This window comes from Burkholderia sp. IT-111MI5, from assembly GCF_949752865.1.
GTDB lineage: Bacteria > Pseudomonadota > Gammaproteobacteria > Burkholderiales > Burkholderiaceae > Burkholderia > Burkholderia pyrrocinia_C.
The window spans coordinates 1-13,905 of the sequence record NZ_CATKIF010000024.1 but is presented as its reverse complement, the minus strand read 5'-3'; the positions used below and the strand labels follow the sequence as shown (position 1 = coordinate 13,905).

General features: G+C 68.6%; 14 protein-coding genes. 7 read left to right on the top strand and 7 right to left on the bottom strand.

Going from position 1 to position 13,905, the window contains the following annotated elements:
* Positions 1-3: 3 nt before the first annotated feature.
* From ACM6JT_RS21320 to ACM6JT_RS21300, 5 genes are all read right to left on the bottom strand, one after another.
* Positions 4-231: a hypothetical protein gene (locus ACM6JT_RS21320; RefSeq protein ID WP_034179450.1), complete on the bottom strand. Its 228-nt coding sequence runs from the start codon at positions 229-231 to the stop codon at positions 4-6.
* A gap of 374 nt (positions 232-605) precedes the next feature.
* On the bottom strand, positions 606-1,727 hold the full coding sequence (locus ACM6JT_RS21315; protein WP_034179251.1) for a porin: 1,122 nt from the start codon (positions 1,725-1,727) through the stop codon (positions 606-608).
* Between the two features lie 479 nt (positions 1,728-2,206).
* The gene (locus tag ACM6JT_RS21310) at positions 2,207-2,926 is read right to left on the bottom strand and encodes a YoaK family protein (protein ID WP_414857239.1); all 720 of its coding nucleotides are present in this window, start codon (positions 2,924-2,926) and stop codon (positions 2,207-2,209) included.
* A 58-nt stretch (positions 2,927-2,984) separates the two neighbouring features.
* A complete protein-coding gene (locus tag ACM6JT_RS21305) occupies positions 2,985-3,512 on the bottom strand; it encodes a chromate transporter (RefSeq protein ID WP_414857238.1) in 528 nt (175 codons plus the stop codon).
* A complete protein-coding gene (locus ACM6JT_RS21300) occupies positions 3,509-4,135 on the bottom strand; it encodes a chromate transporter (RefSeq protein WP_414857237.1) in 627 nt (208 codons plus the stop codon). The genes ACM6JT_RS21305 and ACM6JT_RS21300 overlap by 4 nt, the downstream gene beginning before the upstream one ends.
* Positions 4,136-4,231: 96 nt before the next feature.
* On the opposite strand from ACM6JT_RS21300, the gene ACM6JT_RS21295 reads away from it, so the two are divergent.
* The 7 genes from ACM6JT_RS21295 to ACM6JT_RS21265 all read left to right on the top strand — a co-directional run bounded on the left by ACM6JT_RS21295 (position 4,232) and on the right by ACM6JT_RS21265 (position 10,832).
* Positions 4,232-5,116 carry a transcriptional regulator GcvA gene (locus ACM6JT_RS21295; protein ID WP_217590937.1) on the top strand — a complete coding sequence of 295 codons (885 nt, stop codon included), beginning with the start codon at positions 4,232-4,234 and terminating at the stop codon, positions 5,114-5,116.
* A 354-nt stretch (positions 5,117-5,470) separates the two neighbouring features.
* Positions 5,471-5,677, top strand: coding sequence for a hypothetical protein (locus ACM6JT_RS21290; protein WP_152603873.1), 207 nt, complete (start codon positions 5,471-5,473; stop codon positions 5,675-5,677).
* 310 nt (positions 5,678-5,987) lie between these two features.
* The gene (locus tag ACM6JT_RS21285) at positions 5,988-6,494 is read left to right on the top strand and encodes a spore coat U domain-containing protein (RefSeq protein ID WP_414857236.1); all 507 of its coding nucleotides are present in this window, start codon (positions 5,988-5,990) and stop codon (positions 6,492-6,494) included.
* A gap of 96 nt (positions 6,495-6,590) precedes the next feature.
* Complete coding sequence (locus tag ACM6JT_RS21280; protein WP_414857235.1) at positions 6,591-7,343, top strand: molecular chaperone; 753 nt, start codon at positions 6,591-6,593, stop codon at positions 7,341-7,343.
* 25 nt (positions 7,344-7,368) lie between these two features.
* On the top strand, positions 7,369-9,672 hold the full coding sequence (locus ACM6JT_RS21275; protein ID WP_414857234.1) for a fimbria/pilus outer membrane usher protein: 2,304 nt from the start codon (positions 7,369-7,371) through the stop codon (positions 9,670-9,672).
* On the top strand, positions 9,669-10,172 hold the full coding sequence (locus tag ACM6JT_RS21270; RefSeq protein ID WP_414857233.1) for a spore coat U domain-containing protein: 504 nt from the start codon (positions 9,669-9,671) through the stop codon (positions 10,170-10,172). Before ACM6JT_RS21275 ends, ACM6JT_RS21270 begins: the two co-directional genes overlap by 4 nt.
* 192 nt (positions 10,173-10,364) lie before the next feature.
* Complete coding sequence (locus ACM6JT_RS21265; protein ID WP_414857232.1) at positions 10,365-10,832, top strand: hypothetical protein; 468 nt, start codon at positions 10,365-10,367, stop codon at positions 10,830-10,832.
* Positions 10,833-10,877: 45 nt separating this feature from the next.
* Here ACM6JT_RS21265 and ACM6JT_RS21260 read toward each other — a convergent pair whose 3' ends face one another.
* The gene (locus tag ACM6JT_RS21260) at positions 10,878-12,185 is read right to left on the bottom strand and encodes a solute carrier family 23 protein (protein WP_034179259.1); all 1,308 of its coding nucleotides are present in this window, start codon (positions 12,183-12,185) and stop codon (positions 10,878-10,880) included.
* A 271-nt stretch (positions 12,186-12,456) separates the two neighbouring features.
* The gene (flgL, locus tag ACM6JT_RS21255) at positions 12,457-13,692 is read right to left on the bottom strand and encodes a flagellar hook-associated protein FlgL (protein ID WP_131947921.1); all 1,236 of its coding nucleotides are present in this window, start codon (positions 13,690-13,692) and stop codon (positions 12,457-12,459) included.
* Positions 13,693-13,905 lie beyond the last annotated feature (213 nt).

Here is a 13,905-nt window from a genome sequence, read left to right as displayed (position 1 = left end):
TGCTCATGCCTGCGACGTGTCGCTGCCGTCCGTCGCCTGCGTATCGTCTGCCGCCTGTTCGGGCTGCTCTTCCTTCTTCTCGAGCATGCCCTCGATCGCTTCGGCGCCCTTGAAGCCGGCAACGGCCGCTGCCGCCTTGGTCAGCAGGCCCGCATCCGGATCCAGCTTTTCCGCGGCTTCGACTGCCGCCACTGCACCGGCGATTTCGCCCACGGTGTTCAGGATACCCATCGTCATCCCCTTTCAAGAAATCGTGAGGCCGATCGTCCCACGAAAAAAACCGGCAGACCGTGTCTGTCATCACCGGATACACAAGTTACGCACCAGGCCGGCCGCGCTCGGCGAGCGCCACCGGAACGACGCACGCGCATGCACGACGGCACGCGGCGGGCGATGCACGCAGCGTAGCGGAAAGCCTTCGCGCGTACTGTAAAAGTATGTTCTGGAATGCCGACGGATCGCTTACGGCGCGGGGAATCCGTGATGAAGCGATTGCCGAATAGTCGTGTGCGCATATGAATGCCGCATGACGAAAAAAAGAGGCTCCTTGCGGAGCCTCTTCGATGCGTGCCGGACGCATGCCGGCGCGTGCGTTCCGACGTTCGTCAGAAGATATTGCGCAGGCCGATCGCGATGCCCGTCTGGTTGCTGCGGCCCGGCAGCTCGACGTTCGCCGCGCCGTTCGTCTTGTTGAAGTCGACGGTGCCGTAGATTTCGGTGCGCTTGCTCAGCGCGTACTCGGCGATGCCGACGATCGCGTAGCGGTTGCCGCTCGCGAGCGTGCCGTTCGCGGTCATCGCATTGCGCATGTGGTCGTAGTAGAACGCGCCCGTCAGCGTCAGCGGCGTGCTGACCTGCCAGCTCACGCCCGCGAACGGACCGTCGTCGATCCGGCCCGTGCCCTTCGCGACCGGAATCGTCTGCTGCGCGAGCAGGCTGTCGACGAAGCCGGTGTCGTCCTTCGAGCGCAGGTAGCCCGCGTAGACCTTCGCCTTGCTGAACGCGTACACGACGTTCGCGTGGTAGATGGTCTGCTTGCGCGCCGAGTTGTCGCTGTTCTGCTGCGCGCCGGCCGCGATGCTGAGCGGGCCCATCACGTACGACAGCGACACGCCCCACGCATTACCCTTGCCGAGCGAACCCGGAATCTGGCCCGAGAAGCCGCCGGCGCCGGTCGATTCGTAGTTGGTGCCCGTCGAGTACATCGCCTTCGCGGTCAAGCCCGCGAACTTGCCCGTGTACTTGATCTGGTTGTCCGCATACAGGCCGCCGCCGAGTGCGACCGGCAGCCATGCATTTTCGAGGTAGTTGCCGACCGTCAGCGGATCGTAGGTATCCGACAGCAGATCGAACAGCGGCGTCTTCTGGCGGCCGAGGGTCACCGTGCCGTACGGGCTCTGCAGGCCGACGTATGCCGCACGGTTGAACAGGCGGCCGCTGTCGGCGAATGCGCCGTTCTGCAGGTTCACGCCGCTTTCGAGGTTGAACACGGCCTTCAGGCCGCTGCCGAGGTCCTCGGTGCCGTAGATGCCGAAGCGGCTGTTGGTGATCGCGCCGTTGGACATCGACAGCAGTCCGTCATTCTTGGCGTTCGCGTTGGTCAGGTAGCGGACGCTGACGTCGGCGACGCCCCAGAGCGTGACCGAGCTTTGTGCGGCCGCGTACTGGCTGGCGAATGCGAGCGCGGCGCCCCCTGCGATGACTGCGAGTCGGGTGGTCTGCTTCATGAGCTTTCCTTTTTGTAGGTGTCTCCGTTCATTGCCGGCCGCGTGCGCAGCCGGGTGGCGATCGCACACGTTTTTGGCGCGCGCGATGTGGCTTGAATCATATGACGACTGCAATCTCTGAAAGAAATTGAAACGCGCGGTAATCGCGTGACTGTCGCCCGGGAACAACGTTTCCCGCGCCGCGCCGGGCATGCGTCGCGCGGCGGCGGGACGGGTCGCGACGGTGTCGGCGTGTGCGCGCGGTACTGTAAGGATCGACGAGGGTGCGGCGCGGTCAAGGGGCGTGTCGCGGCGGGCCGGTTGGTGTGGTCGATGCAACCGGAATGTGTCGCGAACGCCTGCAGCGGGCGCGGCCGGTGCAACCGGCCCGCGTTCGGGTGCGCCGGCGGATCGGTGGATCGGTGGATCGGCGTGTTGATGAAGCGGCGACGCGGTAAATCCGGAACGCGGCACCCACGGCTGCCGGGTGATGCACGCCGTCAGGCCGTCTGCGCCGCCCCGTCTTCGTCGCGACCACCATCGCCGTTCCCCGCGCGACGCCACGCGCGCCGCACGATCTCCGCGAACGCGCCCGCAAGCAGCAGCACGGCCCCCCACAGCGCGACGTCCGGCGCAAGCCGCGTCACGAGGCCGCCGGCCACCGCGCCGGCCAGGAAGCAGAAGCTGATCGTCGCGAGCAGCGCCGAGTCGTGCAGCGCACCCGCGTCATAGCGCGGGATCAACCCGACGAACAGCTTCTGCGCGGCACGCCGCAGGTTGCCGGTCGTCATCACCGACGTGTACGACAGTTCCTCGAGATGGGTGAACGACAGCGTCTGCAGCGTCGCGACGAACGAGATGCCCGGAATCAGCCACGCGCTCGACGCGCCGACGAGGCCGCTCGCGGCGACGCCGAGAAACGCGATCTCGACGATCAGGCTCGCGAACGCGGTGTGCCGCATCCAGCCGCGCTGCGCGGCGAGACCGAGCAGGTGCGCGACGAATACCGCGATCACGAAGCCGACGAGCGGCGGCACGTGATGCAGCGCGGCGGCCCATTCGCCGGCCGACAGGTTGATGCCTAACAGCGCGACGTTTCCGGTCATCGTGTTCGCGAACACGTGGCCGTGGCCGACATACGTGTATGCGTCGAGGTAGCCGCCGGACAGCGTCAGCAACGCGGCGACGGTGAGATTGCGGCTGGCGCCGTCGAGATCCATCGATCCTCCCGTGAATATTCGCGCCAGTATGCGGGACGGGAGATGGCTTGTCCTTCGTTCACTGCCCGAAGCCCGTGAGCCCGATCAGCGCGCCGCCCGCGAGCAGCCACAGCGGATGGATGCGCGTGCGCCACGCGAGCAGCGCGCATGCGGCCGTGATGCCCCACTGGATCGCCGTGCGGTTCGACGCGTCGGAGATCAGCACCGCGCTCGCCGCGACGAGCCCGGCCGTGACGTGCATCATCCCCTGCTGCACGTAGCGGCGCCACGGCCGGTCGCGAAAGCGCTCCCATGCATGCAGCGCAAGTACCGTGACGATCGACGACGGCCCGAACTTCGCGAGCGACGCGACGAGCAGCCCGGCCCAGCCAGCCACGTGCCAGCCGACCAGCGACACGATCATCATGTTCGGCCCGGGCGCCGCCTGGGCCAGCGCGAACAGCGCGGTGAACTCGTGCGCGCTCATCCAGTGATGCACGTCGACGACCTGCCGCTGCATCTCCGGCAGGATCGTATTGCCGCCGCCGAACGCGAGCAGCGACAGCTGGCTGAAGATCGTCGCGATCGCGACCAGCGTGTCGTTCATGGCCGGCCTCCCGGCTGCGTATCGCGCACCGGAACCTGCGCCGGCTGCGGCGTGCCCGCGTCGCGGCGCCGCGACGCGAGCCACACGCTGACGGGCGTCAGCACGAGCATCGTGGTCGGCAGCGGAATGCGCAGCACCGCGATCGCGACGAACGCGAGCGCCGCGATGCCGGCCGCCGAGCGTGCGTGCCGCAGCGGCTTCGCGACCTTCACGGCCATCGCGACGAGCAACCCGGCGGCCGCGGCGGCGAGCCCCGCGAACAGGTGCTGCACGTGCGGATCGTTCTGCGTCTTCGCGTACAGCACGCCGAGCGCGACGACGACGAGCGTCGGGCCCGCGATCAGCCCGAGAATGCCCGCGAACGCGCCGGCGATGCCGCGAAAGCGCATGCCGACGGCGACCGACAGGTTGATCACGTTGCCCCCCGGCAGGAACTGGCACAGGCCGAGCAGATCGGTGAATTCGTCGGCGGACAGCCACTTGCGCTCGTCGACGATCGTGCGCCGCGCGAACGGCAGCGCGCCGCCGAACGACATGAAGCCAAGCGACAGGAAGCCGGTGAACAGCTCGGCGAGACCAACGCTGCGAGGTGACGCGGCAGGCTGCGGGGAAACGGATTGCATGGGGCTCCTCATCAAACGGTCAGCCGAGGTTACCGCCGTTCAGGATCCCGGCAAAACGATTTTATCGGCGCGCCCTTGTGATCTAGAATCACAAGCATGGCACGCGATCTCCCGCCCTTTTCCGCGCTTCGGGCCTTTGAAGCTGCGGCACGACATGAAAGCTTCAGCGCCGCCGGCGACGAGCTACATGTGACTCACGGTGCCATCAGCCGGCAGATCGCCGCGTTCGAGGCATGGCTCGGCAAGCCGGTGTTCCACCGCTACGGCAAGCGCGTGAAGCTGACCGACGAAGGCCGTCGTTACCTGGACACCGTGCGTGCGGCGTTCGACAGCATCGCGCACGCGACCGAGCAGTTGCGTAACACGGGTGCCGCGCGCGTGCTGCGCATCAATGCGCTGCCGACCTTCGCGATGAAGTGGCTGCTGCCGCGCCTGTCGCGGTTCCAGCGCGACGTGCCGAACGTCGAACTGAAGCTGTCGACGTCGAACGCGCCGCTCGACGCGCTCGACGGCTTCGATGTCGCGATCCGCCGCGGCCCCGGCCACTGGCCGAACTGCACGAACGGCCACTTCCTCGACGAAAGCGTGATTCCGGTCTGCAGCCCGGCGCTGCTCAAACGCGCGCCGATCGCGCGCGCGGACGATCTCGCACGGCACGTGCTGCTGCATTCGGATACGCGGCCGGAAGGCTGGCGCGACTGGTTCGCGGCGGCCGGCGTCGCGATGAAGGGGCGCAAGCGGCAGTCGTTCGACCACTTCTACCTGGCGCTGCAGGCGGCCGTCGACGGGCTCGGCGTCGCGCTCGGCCCGCTGCCGCTGATCGACGACGAGCTCGCGAGCGGCCGGCTCGTGATGCCGCTGCCGGGGCCGCGCATCGCGACGCGCAGCTACTGGTGGATCACGCCGCGCGCGCCGGCCGACGATCCGCTCGTCGCGCAGTTCTGCGCGTGGCTGGAAGCGCAGTCGAATGTGAACGCATGACGCGCCGCGCACCCGACGCCTGATCGAAACGGCAGCGATGCGCCGCCGCCCCTCCCCGCACGCGTTGCAAGACTGAAACCGTTCCGCATGCGGCGCGTCCGTTTCTCCTGCGGAATCGCCGTCGCGCCGCACCTGCGATCCCCCGTCGGTCCGGCCGTTCCGCACCAGGCCCGGCGCACCGCCGACCGGCTCCGCCGCCGCAGGTTTCACGCCTGAAACATTGCCGCCTCCGACCCATTGCACGACTGCAGGCAGCGACCGCTCAGCCCCTGTCCGCGCGGCAATCCGCGCGCTGGCCCGCTGCTTGCTCATGCAGCCGTGCAGACAAAAGCAACTGCACGGCCGAGCGGCTCGATGCAGGCGACAAACAATCAAGAAGTCGGGGAAATCATGTCGAAAATCATTTCGGCCGTCACACGGCTGCTGTCTCGCATCACCGCTCCTTTCACTGCTCCTGTCACGCATCCGCTGATGCCGACGGCGCGACTTCGCACCGTCGAGATCCGATGCGCCGACACGGTCCGCACCGTCACCCGATGCCGCGACGCGTCGATTCGATAGGCGAACCCCGGGAAACCCCTGCCGCGCGCATACGCACCACGACGACGCCCCGCGCGCAGACATGCGCGCGGGGCGGCCGCCGGCTGCGGGATGTCGTACGCCCCGCGGCGCCGAAGCCAGGCCTGCCGTGCCCCACGCGCCGCGCCGGTCCGGCCGGCGCATACCGACACGAAGGAGGTGCCCACCCAGCAAACGACCCGATACCGACACAACCAGAAAACCCATCGCGCATCCGGACGATCGAGATCCGGTCCCGAACGACCCTCTCGTCGCACCGGCCGCCATTCCAGCTTTCAAGGGGAAACCCATCATGACGCAATCCTTACTGACCAAGGCGGCATTTGCCGCATCGCTCGCTTGCGCGGCCGCCGCGGCATCGGCCGGCCAAGCCAGCTCGACCTTCGGCGTGTCCGCCACCGTCAACGCAACCTGCCTGATCGACTCGGCGAGCGCGCTGACCTTCCCCGCCTACACGCCGGGCACCGGCGATCAGACGGCGCAGTCGGCGATCACCGTGCGCTGCACGAACGGCACGAACTTCAACATCGGCCTGAATGCAGGCACCACGTCCGGCGCGACGGTGGCCAACCGCATCATGACGAGCGGCTCGAACCAGCTCAACTACACGCTCTACCAGGATTCGAACCGCTCGGTCGTCTGGGGCAACACGCCGCCGACCGACACCGTCAACGGCACGGGCGCAGGCATGGCGATGGCCCAGGCGATCACCAAGACCGTCTACGGCAAGGTGCCCGACCAGCCCAATGCGGTGCCGGGCAGCTACGCCGATACGGTGACGGTCACCGTGACGTTTTAGTGCCGCGCGAGGGCCCGCCGCATCCCGCATGCACGGGCCCTCCCGACCGGCGGCCGCCGTGCGTGGCGAAGCGAATCTCTTGGAGGTGGATCTGTCATGAAACAGAACGTGTGCAAACTCGCGACCTGGATCGCGGCCGCGACGCTCGCCGCCGCATGCGCCAACAGCCAGGCAACCGACTTCACCGTATCTCCCGTTCGCGTCGAGCTGTCCGCGGCGCACCGGAGCGTCGCGCTCACGGTCAGGAACGAGTCGTCCGACGAACCCGTGGTCGTTCAGCTGCGCACCGCCGCGTGGTCGCAGAACGCGGGCGACGACGTCTACGCGTCCACCGGCGACCTGATTGCGGCCCCGCCCATCTTCACGATCGCGCCCGGCGGTTCGCAGGTCGTGCGCATCGGCCTGCGGCACGCGCCGGGCTCGGATCAGGAAACCGGCTACCGGCTCTATCTGCAAGAGATTCCGCCCGCGCCGAAGCCGGGCTTCGCCGGCGTGCAGATCGCGCTGGAAATGAGCCTGCCGATCTTCGTCAAGCCGGCCACCGAGACCGCCCCGCGGCTGCGCTGGGCAGCAGAGCCGCGTCCGGGCGGCACGGGCATGCTCGCGCTGCGCGTGACCAACGACGGCACCGCGCATGCGCAGGTGGCGAACCTCGCGCTGTTCGCGCCGGGCAGCGATCGTCCCGTCGCGACGCATGCGGAATTCGCGTACGTCCTGCCGGGCCAGTCGCGGGAACTGATGTTCAAGCCCGGCGCCGGAACCGCGCCGGCCGTTGCTTCCGGGTTGCACTTGGTCGGTTACTCCGATGCGGGCGACATCGATTCGACGATCGCGCCGAACGCCCGCTAAGGCGGCGCTTCTGATCGCGATCCTCATGAGCACGCAAATGACACTCGCGGAAGAACGCCCCGCCACGGCACCGGCGGCACCGGCGGGACCAGCGGCGCACGGCGCGGCAGGCGGCCCTGCCGAGCTGCTGTATCAGGTCGACATCAACCGGCAGGGGCTCGACGAAACCGCGTTGCTGATCAAGGCGGCCGACGGCGAATTCTACGTGTCGGCCGACGACCTGAAACGCTGGCGGCTCAGGCAGCCGGACGTCCCGCCGCTGGCCGGCAGCGACGCGCCGTTCTACCCGCTGAAAGCGATCGCGGGGCTCACGTACACAGTCGACGAACAAAGCCTGACGATGGTGATCAGCGTCCCGGCCCAGGCCTTCGTCGGCGCGACCTTCGACGAGACCGACCGGCACCGCCAGCCCGCGGTCGAACCCGGCATCGGCGGCTTCTTCAACTACGACCTGCTCGCGGAGCAGGCCGCGGGCCGGACGCACGGCTCGGGCCTGTTCGAACTCGGCTTCTTCAACCGCTTCGGCGTCGGCGTCGGCACGTTCCTCGCGGACGAGTCGGGCCCGACCCGGCGGCTGACGCGCCTCGAAACCACGTGGACGACCGATCGGCCCGGCAAGCTCGCCAGCCTGCGCATCGGCGACGCGATCAGCCGCCCCGGCATGTGGGGCCGCTCGATCCGCTTCGGCGGCATTCAGTACGCGACCAATTTCGCGACGCAGCCCGGGCTCGTCACGATTCCGCTCCAGGGCGTGAGCGGGCAGGCCGTGCTGCCGTCGACCGTCGACGTCTACGTGAACAACGCGCTCACGTCGACGCGCGACGTTGCGCCCGGCCCGTTCGCGATCAACAACGTGCCCGTGGTGACCGGCCAGGGCGACGTGCGGGTCGTGGTGCGCGACGTCATGGGCCGCGAGCAGGTGATCACCCAGTCGTTCTACGCGAGCGCGAATCTCCTCAAGCAAGGCATGCAGGACTTCTCGTACGAGGTCGGCAAGGAGCGGCGGGATTTCGGCCTGGCGAGCAACGCCTACGGGCGATGGTTCGCCAGCGCGACGCACCGGATCGGCGTGACCGACCGGTTCACCGGCGAGATCCACGCCGAAGCCGAAGCGTCCCGGCAGAACCTCGGCGTCGGCGGCGTGGTGCTGGCCGGGCCGCTCGGCGTCGTCAATGCGTCCGCGGCGGCGAGCCGCAGCGCCGACGGCCCGGGCGCCCTCGCGACGATCGGCATCGAGAGCCAGTCCGGCCTCGTCGACATCGGCGCGCACGCGCAATGGGCCACGCCGCATTTCGCGCAGATCGGGCTCGAACCGGGCACGCCCGCGCCGAAGCTGCTGACGAGCTTCAACATCGGCGTCGGGATGGGCCGCTTCGGTTCGCTCGGGCTCGCGCACGTGTTCGTCGACGATCGCGGCGGCTACAAGGTTCAGTTGCTGTCGCTCAGCTACAGCGCCCAGCTCGGACGCTTCGGCTTCGCGAACATCAGCGTCAGCAAGCCGCTGGGCGGCTCGGGCGCGACGACCGTCGGCGTCGCATGGACGATACCGATCGACAACCGCACCAGCGCGTCCGTCACGATGACGCATCAGCAGGGCACCACCGAAATGCTCGCGCAAGTGCAGCGTAGCCTGCCGGTCGGCGAAGGATTCGGCTACTCCGTTCAGGCCGGCAACAACGCGCAGGATGCAAGCGCGACGCTGCAAACGCGCACCGGCACCTACAGCGTCGAGGCTGCGGCCTATCGCGGCCGGGCCGGCGTACGGGCCAACGCGGCGGGCGGCATCGCGTTCGTCGACGGCACCGCGCGGCTGTCGCGGCAGATCACGGACAGCTTCGCGCTCGTCAAGGTGCCGGGCTTCGCCAACGTCGGCATCCTCGCAGACAACCAACTCGTCGCGCACACCGACGCCAACGGCGTCGCGCTGCTGCCGCGGCTGCGCGCGTACGAAAGCAATCCGATCTCGATCGAGCAGGCCGACCTGCCGTTCGACGCGACGATCGGCACGCTGAAGCTCGACGCGGTGCCCTATTTCCGCAGCGGCATGGCGCTCGAGTTTCCGATCTCGCGCTCGCGCGGCGCGGTGCTCACGCTCGATCTCGAGAACGGCGCCCACTTGCCGGCAGGTGCGATCGTCACGGTCGACGGGCAGAAGGAAGCCTTCCCGGTCGGCCACGACGGCGTCGTCTATCTCACCGGGCTGTCGGAGCAGAACCGCCTGCGCGCGACGTGGCGCGACCAGCAGTGCGACCTGACCGTCCGCTTTCCCGCCGGCGACGATCCGCTGCCGGACCTGGGCACTCATCTTTGCAAGGGAGTCACACCATGAGACATCGCAAGCATGCCGGGCGGCGTGACCGGCTGACGCGCCTGTGCGCCGCCGCGGTGCTCGCGGCCGGCGCGGCCGTGCTGACCGCACTGCCCGCGCTCGCGGCGACGACCTGCACGATGAATGCGCCGTCGTCGATGGTGTTCGGCACGTACGACACGCTCAATGCCGCCACCTCCGCGGTCACGATCTCGGTCAACTGCAGCGGCAGCGGCAACGCCACGCCCACGGTGACGGCGAGCCCGGGCGGCGGCACCTTCGCGAACCGCCTGATGACGCGGGCCGTCGGCACGCAGACGCTGGGCTACAACCTGTATCTCGACAGCGCGCACACGTCGATCTGGGGCGACGGCACGAGCGGCACGTCGGCGATTTCGTGGGGCAAGATCTCGGGCGCCGGCACCTTCAACGCAACCGTGTACGGGCTGATCCGCGGCGGCCAGAACGTCGTGCCGGGCGGATATGCGGACCACAACATCACGATCCTGTTCAACTACTAGGCGCGACGGCGGCGCAGGCATGCGCGTACCGCCATCGATCGCCATCACCGACTCGGACAACGGGGGCAGACCATGAATCGAACCGAGACAGCGAGCGCCGCCGCATCGCGGTGCGGCCCATGCGGACCGACCCGCGCGGCGCCTGTCGCCCCGCCGCGGGCCGCCCGCCGCGCGCGGCGGCTGTTTGCGGCAATGGCCGCGCTATCGATCGCGCTGCTCGGCGCCGCGCCGCGCCAGACCGATGCGAAGCAGGCCAACCGGGCGCTGCAGGTCGGCGCGACGGTCCAGGCGTATGCGCGGATCAAGGCGACCAGTCCGACCCAGCTCGTGGTCGCGAACAAGGACACGAGCATCGGCAACCTGAGCGTGCCGAACGCCAACAACCCCGCCGGGACGACGCTCGCGGTCCAGACCAACGACCGGGCCGGGTACACGGTGCTGGTGCAGGTTGCCGCCGCCAGCCAGTCGCAGTTCAGCTCGATCGAGATCACTGGAATCGGCGGCAAGGTCGTGCTGCCGGCGACCGGCGGCAAGATCGCCGTGCCGTATACGGCGCTGAACACGACCTTCACGGTGACCTATCGCTTCGTGTTCGCATCGAAGGCGAAGGACGGGGCCTTCGCATGGCCGATTACGTTTTCGGTGCAGCCCAACCCGTGACGTGCGACGCTCGCCGGGGCTCGCGGCCATGATCCGCGCGGCGGCTCACAGCACCGGGCCCGGCTCCTTTTCCTTGCGCAGGATCGCGTACAGGATGATCGCGCCGAAGGTCGCGGTGCCGATCCCGCCGAGCGCGAAGCCGCCGAACTTCAGCGAGAAGTCGCCCGCGCCGAGCACCAGCGTGACGGCCGCGACGATCAGGTTGCGGTTGTCGGAGAAGTCGACCTTGTTGACGACCCAGATCCGCGCGCCCGTCACCGCGATCAGCCCGAACACGACGATCGACACGCCGCCGAGCACCGGGCCCGGGATCGTCTGGATCACCGCGCCGAATTTCGGCGAGAAGCCCAGCCCGATCGCGATCAGCGCGGCGACCGCGAACACCAGCGTCGAATAGATCCGCGTGACGGCCATCACGCCGATGTTCTCCGCGTAGGTGGTCACGCCCGTGCCGCCGACGCTGCCCGACACGATCGTCGCGAGCCCGTCGCCGATGAACGCACGGCCGACGTAGCGGTCGAGGTTTTGCCCCGTCATCGCGCTGACGGCCTTGATGTGGCCGAGGTTCTCGGCGACGAGGATCACCGCGACCGGCGCGAGCATCAGCATCGCGTGCGGATCGAACACCGGCGTACGGAACGCCGGCACGCCGAACCACGCCGCATGCCCGACGATCGCGAAGTCGATCGGCTTGCCGAGGCCCATCCCGTTGGTCGCGATCGCGTAGATCGCGTACGCGATTGCGAGCCCGACGAGGATCAGCAGGCGCTGCATCATCCCGCGCGCGAACACCGCGACGCCGCCGACGCACAGCACCGTGACGAGCGCCATCACCGAATCGAAGGTCGACGCCGACACGCCCTTGACCGCGATCGGCGCGAGGTTCAGCCCGATCACCGCGACGACCGCACCGGTCACGACGGGCGGCATCAGCGTCTCGATCCAGCGCGTGCCGATCGCCTGCACCAGCGCGCCGAGCGCGACGTACACGACGCCGCACGCGACGATCCCGCCGAGCGCGACCGGAATGTTCGGGTTCGGGCCGCTGCCGCCGTAGCCCGTCACCGCGATCACGAGGCCGATGAACGCGAAGCTCGAGCCGAGATAGCTCGGCACGCGCCCGCCGACCAGCACGAAGAACAGCAGCGTGCCGATGCCCGACATGAAGATGCACAGGTTCGGGTCGAAGCCCATCAGCAGCGGCGCGAGCACGGTCGAACCGAACATCGCAACGACGTGCTGCACGCCCATCGCGACCATCTGCGGCCACGCGAGGCGCTCGTCGGGGCCGACCACGCGCGAGGCCGCGCCGGTCGGTTGGACCCGCCAGCGCGGGAAGTAGGAATCGGACATGGGGAAAGCGCTCCTGTCGGTCTGTCGCCGGCTGCGGAGGGCGCGCCGGTCTGGAATCTGGCGCGAGTTTACGGAGCGGGAATGTGGCTGGCAAGCGCGGCAAGCCCGAACGGGCCGCCGGAAAGCTCGGGCGCGGCTCGCCGCATGCGCGAACCGGTGCGCGGCCGCGCGGCCCGGTGAAGCAGCCGCCCATGCGTTGCGCGCGGGTGGCGGCGGATGGCGCCGGCGGCGATGCAAGCGTGCGCTCGCATCGTCGCCGGCGCGCCGTGCATCACGGATTGATGTACTGGAACAGCGACAGGTTCTGAAGCTGCGCGTAAGCCTTCTGCGAGCCCGTCAGCGCGTTCTGCATCTGCAGGAACTGGCTGATCGTCGACACCATGTTGGTGCTCGTCAGGTCGGCCAGGTTGCTGGTGACCTGCAGCGTGTTGGTCTGGTTCACCGTCTGCATCGCCTTGATTTCCTGCTCGCGGCCGCCGACCGACGCCTGCACGGTGAGGACGTTCGTCATCATGTTGTTCAGCTTCGTCGTGCCGGTGGTCATCGCGTTCGCGAGCGCGGCCGCGACAGTCGTGTTGCTGCTGATCGGCACCTTCAGCGCGGCGATCATCGTGTCGAGCGCCGCGAACACGTCGGTGCCGGCCTGCGGCGCGGGCGTGACCGTGAACGTGTCGCCGGGCGCGGGCGTGCCCGACACCGGCACCGACAGGCCGCTGCCGAGCGCGATCCCCGCGCCGGCCGAATACGGCTGCGCGGCGGTCGTGGTCGGCGGGACAACGGAATTGTCGGTGACCGTATAGGTCGGCGCGGCCGCCGTGCCGGCGAACGCGATCGTGAACTGGTGCGCGTTGGTCGCGGCCGACGGGCTCGTGATCGACACCGCGCCGATCGTGCCCGTACCCGTGTTGCCCGCGCCGGCGAGCGGCACCGGCTGGCTGCCGAGCATCGGCACCGACAGGAACACGTTCGCGCCGTTGTCGCCCTGCGAGATCGCGCGCGTGTCGGCGATCTGCACCTGCCGCGTGCCCATGTCGCCGCTGTAGGTCACGCCGCCGCCCGACGCGTTCGAGAACGGCGCCGTGGTCGACTGGAAGCCCGAGAACAGGTAGTTGCCCGAACCGTCCGTCGAGTTCGCGAGCGTCAGCAGCTGGTCGCGATAGCCCTGCAACTGCGTCGACAGCGCCGAGCGGTCGCTGTCGGACAGCGAGCCGTCGCCGGCCTGGATCACGACCGTATGAATGCTGTTCAGCAGGTTGTTGACGCTGATCAGCGTCTGGTCTTCCTTCTGCAGCGACGACAGCGCGGCGTTCTGGTTCGACGCGTACTGCGACAGCGTCGCCGACGTCATCGACAGCTGCACGGCCTGCGCCGCGCCGAGCGGGTTGTCGGCCGGCGTCGCGAGGCTCACGCCGCTCGAGATCTGCTGGTACAGCTGCGACAGCTGCGCCTGCTGGTCGCTCATCTGAGCGACGTTCTGCTGGTAGAACTGGGTGGTGGAAATCCGCATCGCTTCGATCCTTAGGGTCTGTTCGCGTATGGAACGCGCATGCGTTGCCACGAGAAGGGCCGCTCGCGAGGCGCGCGACGCTGCGAATACTGAACGTATTCGCAAGGAGCGCAACGCAGCGAGCGGCCCTTCTCGTGGCAACCCCAAATTAAAAAATTCATGTCACGGGAATGCCCGAAATCGCCCGTATGGCGGCGTCGGTGGGGGGGGGGT

Bases quoted from the DNA above. Each gene is read 5' to 3' on its own strand.
- ACM6JT_RS21320 (WP_034179450.1), bottom strand. From the start codon at position 231: ATGGGTATCCTGAACACCGTGGGCGAAATCGCCGGTGCAGTGGCGGCA.
- ACM6JT_RS21315 (WP_034179251.1), bottom strand. From the start codon at position 1,727: ATGAAGCAGACCACCCGACTCGCAGTCATCGCAGGGGGCGCCGCGCTC.
- ACM6JT_RS21310 (WP_414857239.1), bottom strand. From the start codon at position 2,926: ATGGATCTCGACGGCGCCAGCCGCAATCTCACCGTCGCCGCGTTGCTG.
- ACM6JT_RS21305 (WP_414857238.1), bottom strand. From the start codon at position 3,512: ATGAACGACACGCTGGTCGCGATCGCGACGATCTTCAGCCAGCTGTCG.
- ACM6JT_RS21300 (WP_414857237.1), bottom strand. From the start codon at position 4,135: ATGCAATCCGTTTCCCCGCAGCCTGCCGCGTCACCTCGCAGCGTTGGT.
- ACM6JT_RS21295 (WP_217590937.1), top strand. From the start codon at position 4,232: ATGGCACGCGATCTCCCGCCCTTTTCCGCGCTTCGGGCCTTTGAAGCT.
- ACM6JT_RS21290 (WP_152603873.1), top strand. From the start codon at position 5,471: ATGCAGGCGACAAACAATCAAGAAGTCGGGGAAATCATGTCGAAAATC.
- ACM6JT_RS21285 (WP_414857236.1), top strand. From the start codon at position 5,988: ATGACGCAATCCTTACTGACCAAGGCGGCATTTGCCGCATCGCTCGCT.
- ACM6JT_RS21280 (WP_414857235.1), top strand. From the start codon at position 6,591: ATGAAACAGAACGTGTGCAAACTCGCGACCTGGATCGCGGCCGCGACG.
- ACM6JT_RS21275 (WP_414857234.1), top strand. From the start codon at position 7,369: ATGAGCACGCAAATGACACTCGCGGAAGAACGCCCCGCCACGGCACCG.
- ACM6JT_RS21270 (WP_414857233.1), top strand. From the start codon at position 9,669: ATGAGACATCGCAAGCATGCCGGGCGGCGTGACCGGCTGACGCGCCTG.
- ACM6JT_RS21265 (WP_414857232.1), top strand. From the start codon at position 10,365: ATGGCCGCGCTATCGATCGCGCTGCTCGGCGCCGCGCCGCGCCAGACC.
- ACM6JT_RS21260 (WP_034179259.1), bottom strand. From the start codon at position 12,185: ATGTCCGATTCCTACTTCCCGCGCTGGCGGGTCCAACCGACCGGCGCG.
- flgL (WP_131947921.1), bottom strand. From the start codon at position 13,692: ATGCGGATTTCCACCACCCAGTTCTACCAGCAGAACGTCGCTCAGATG.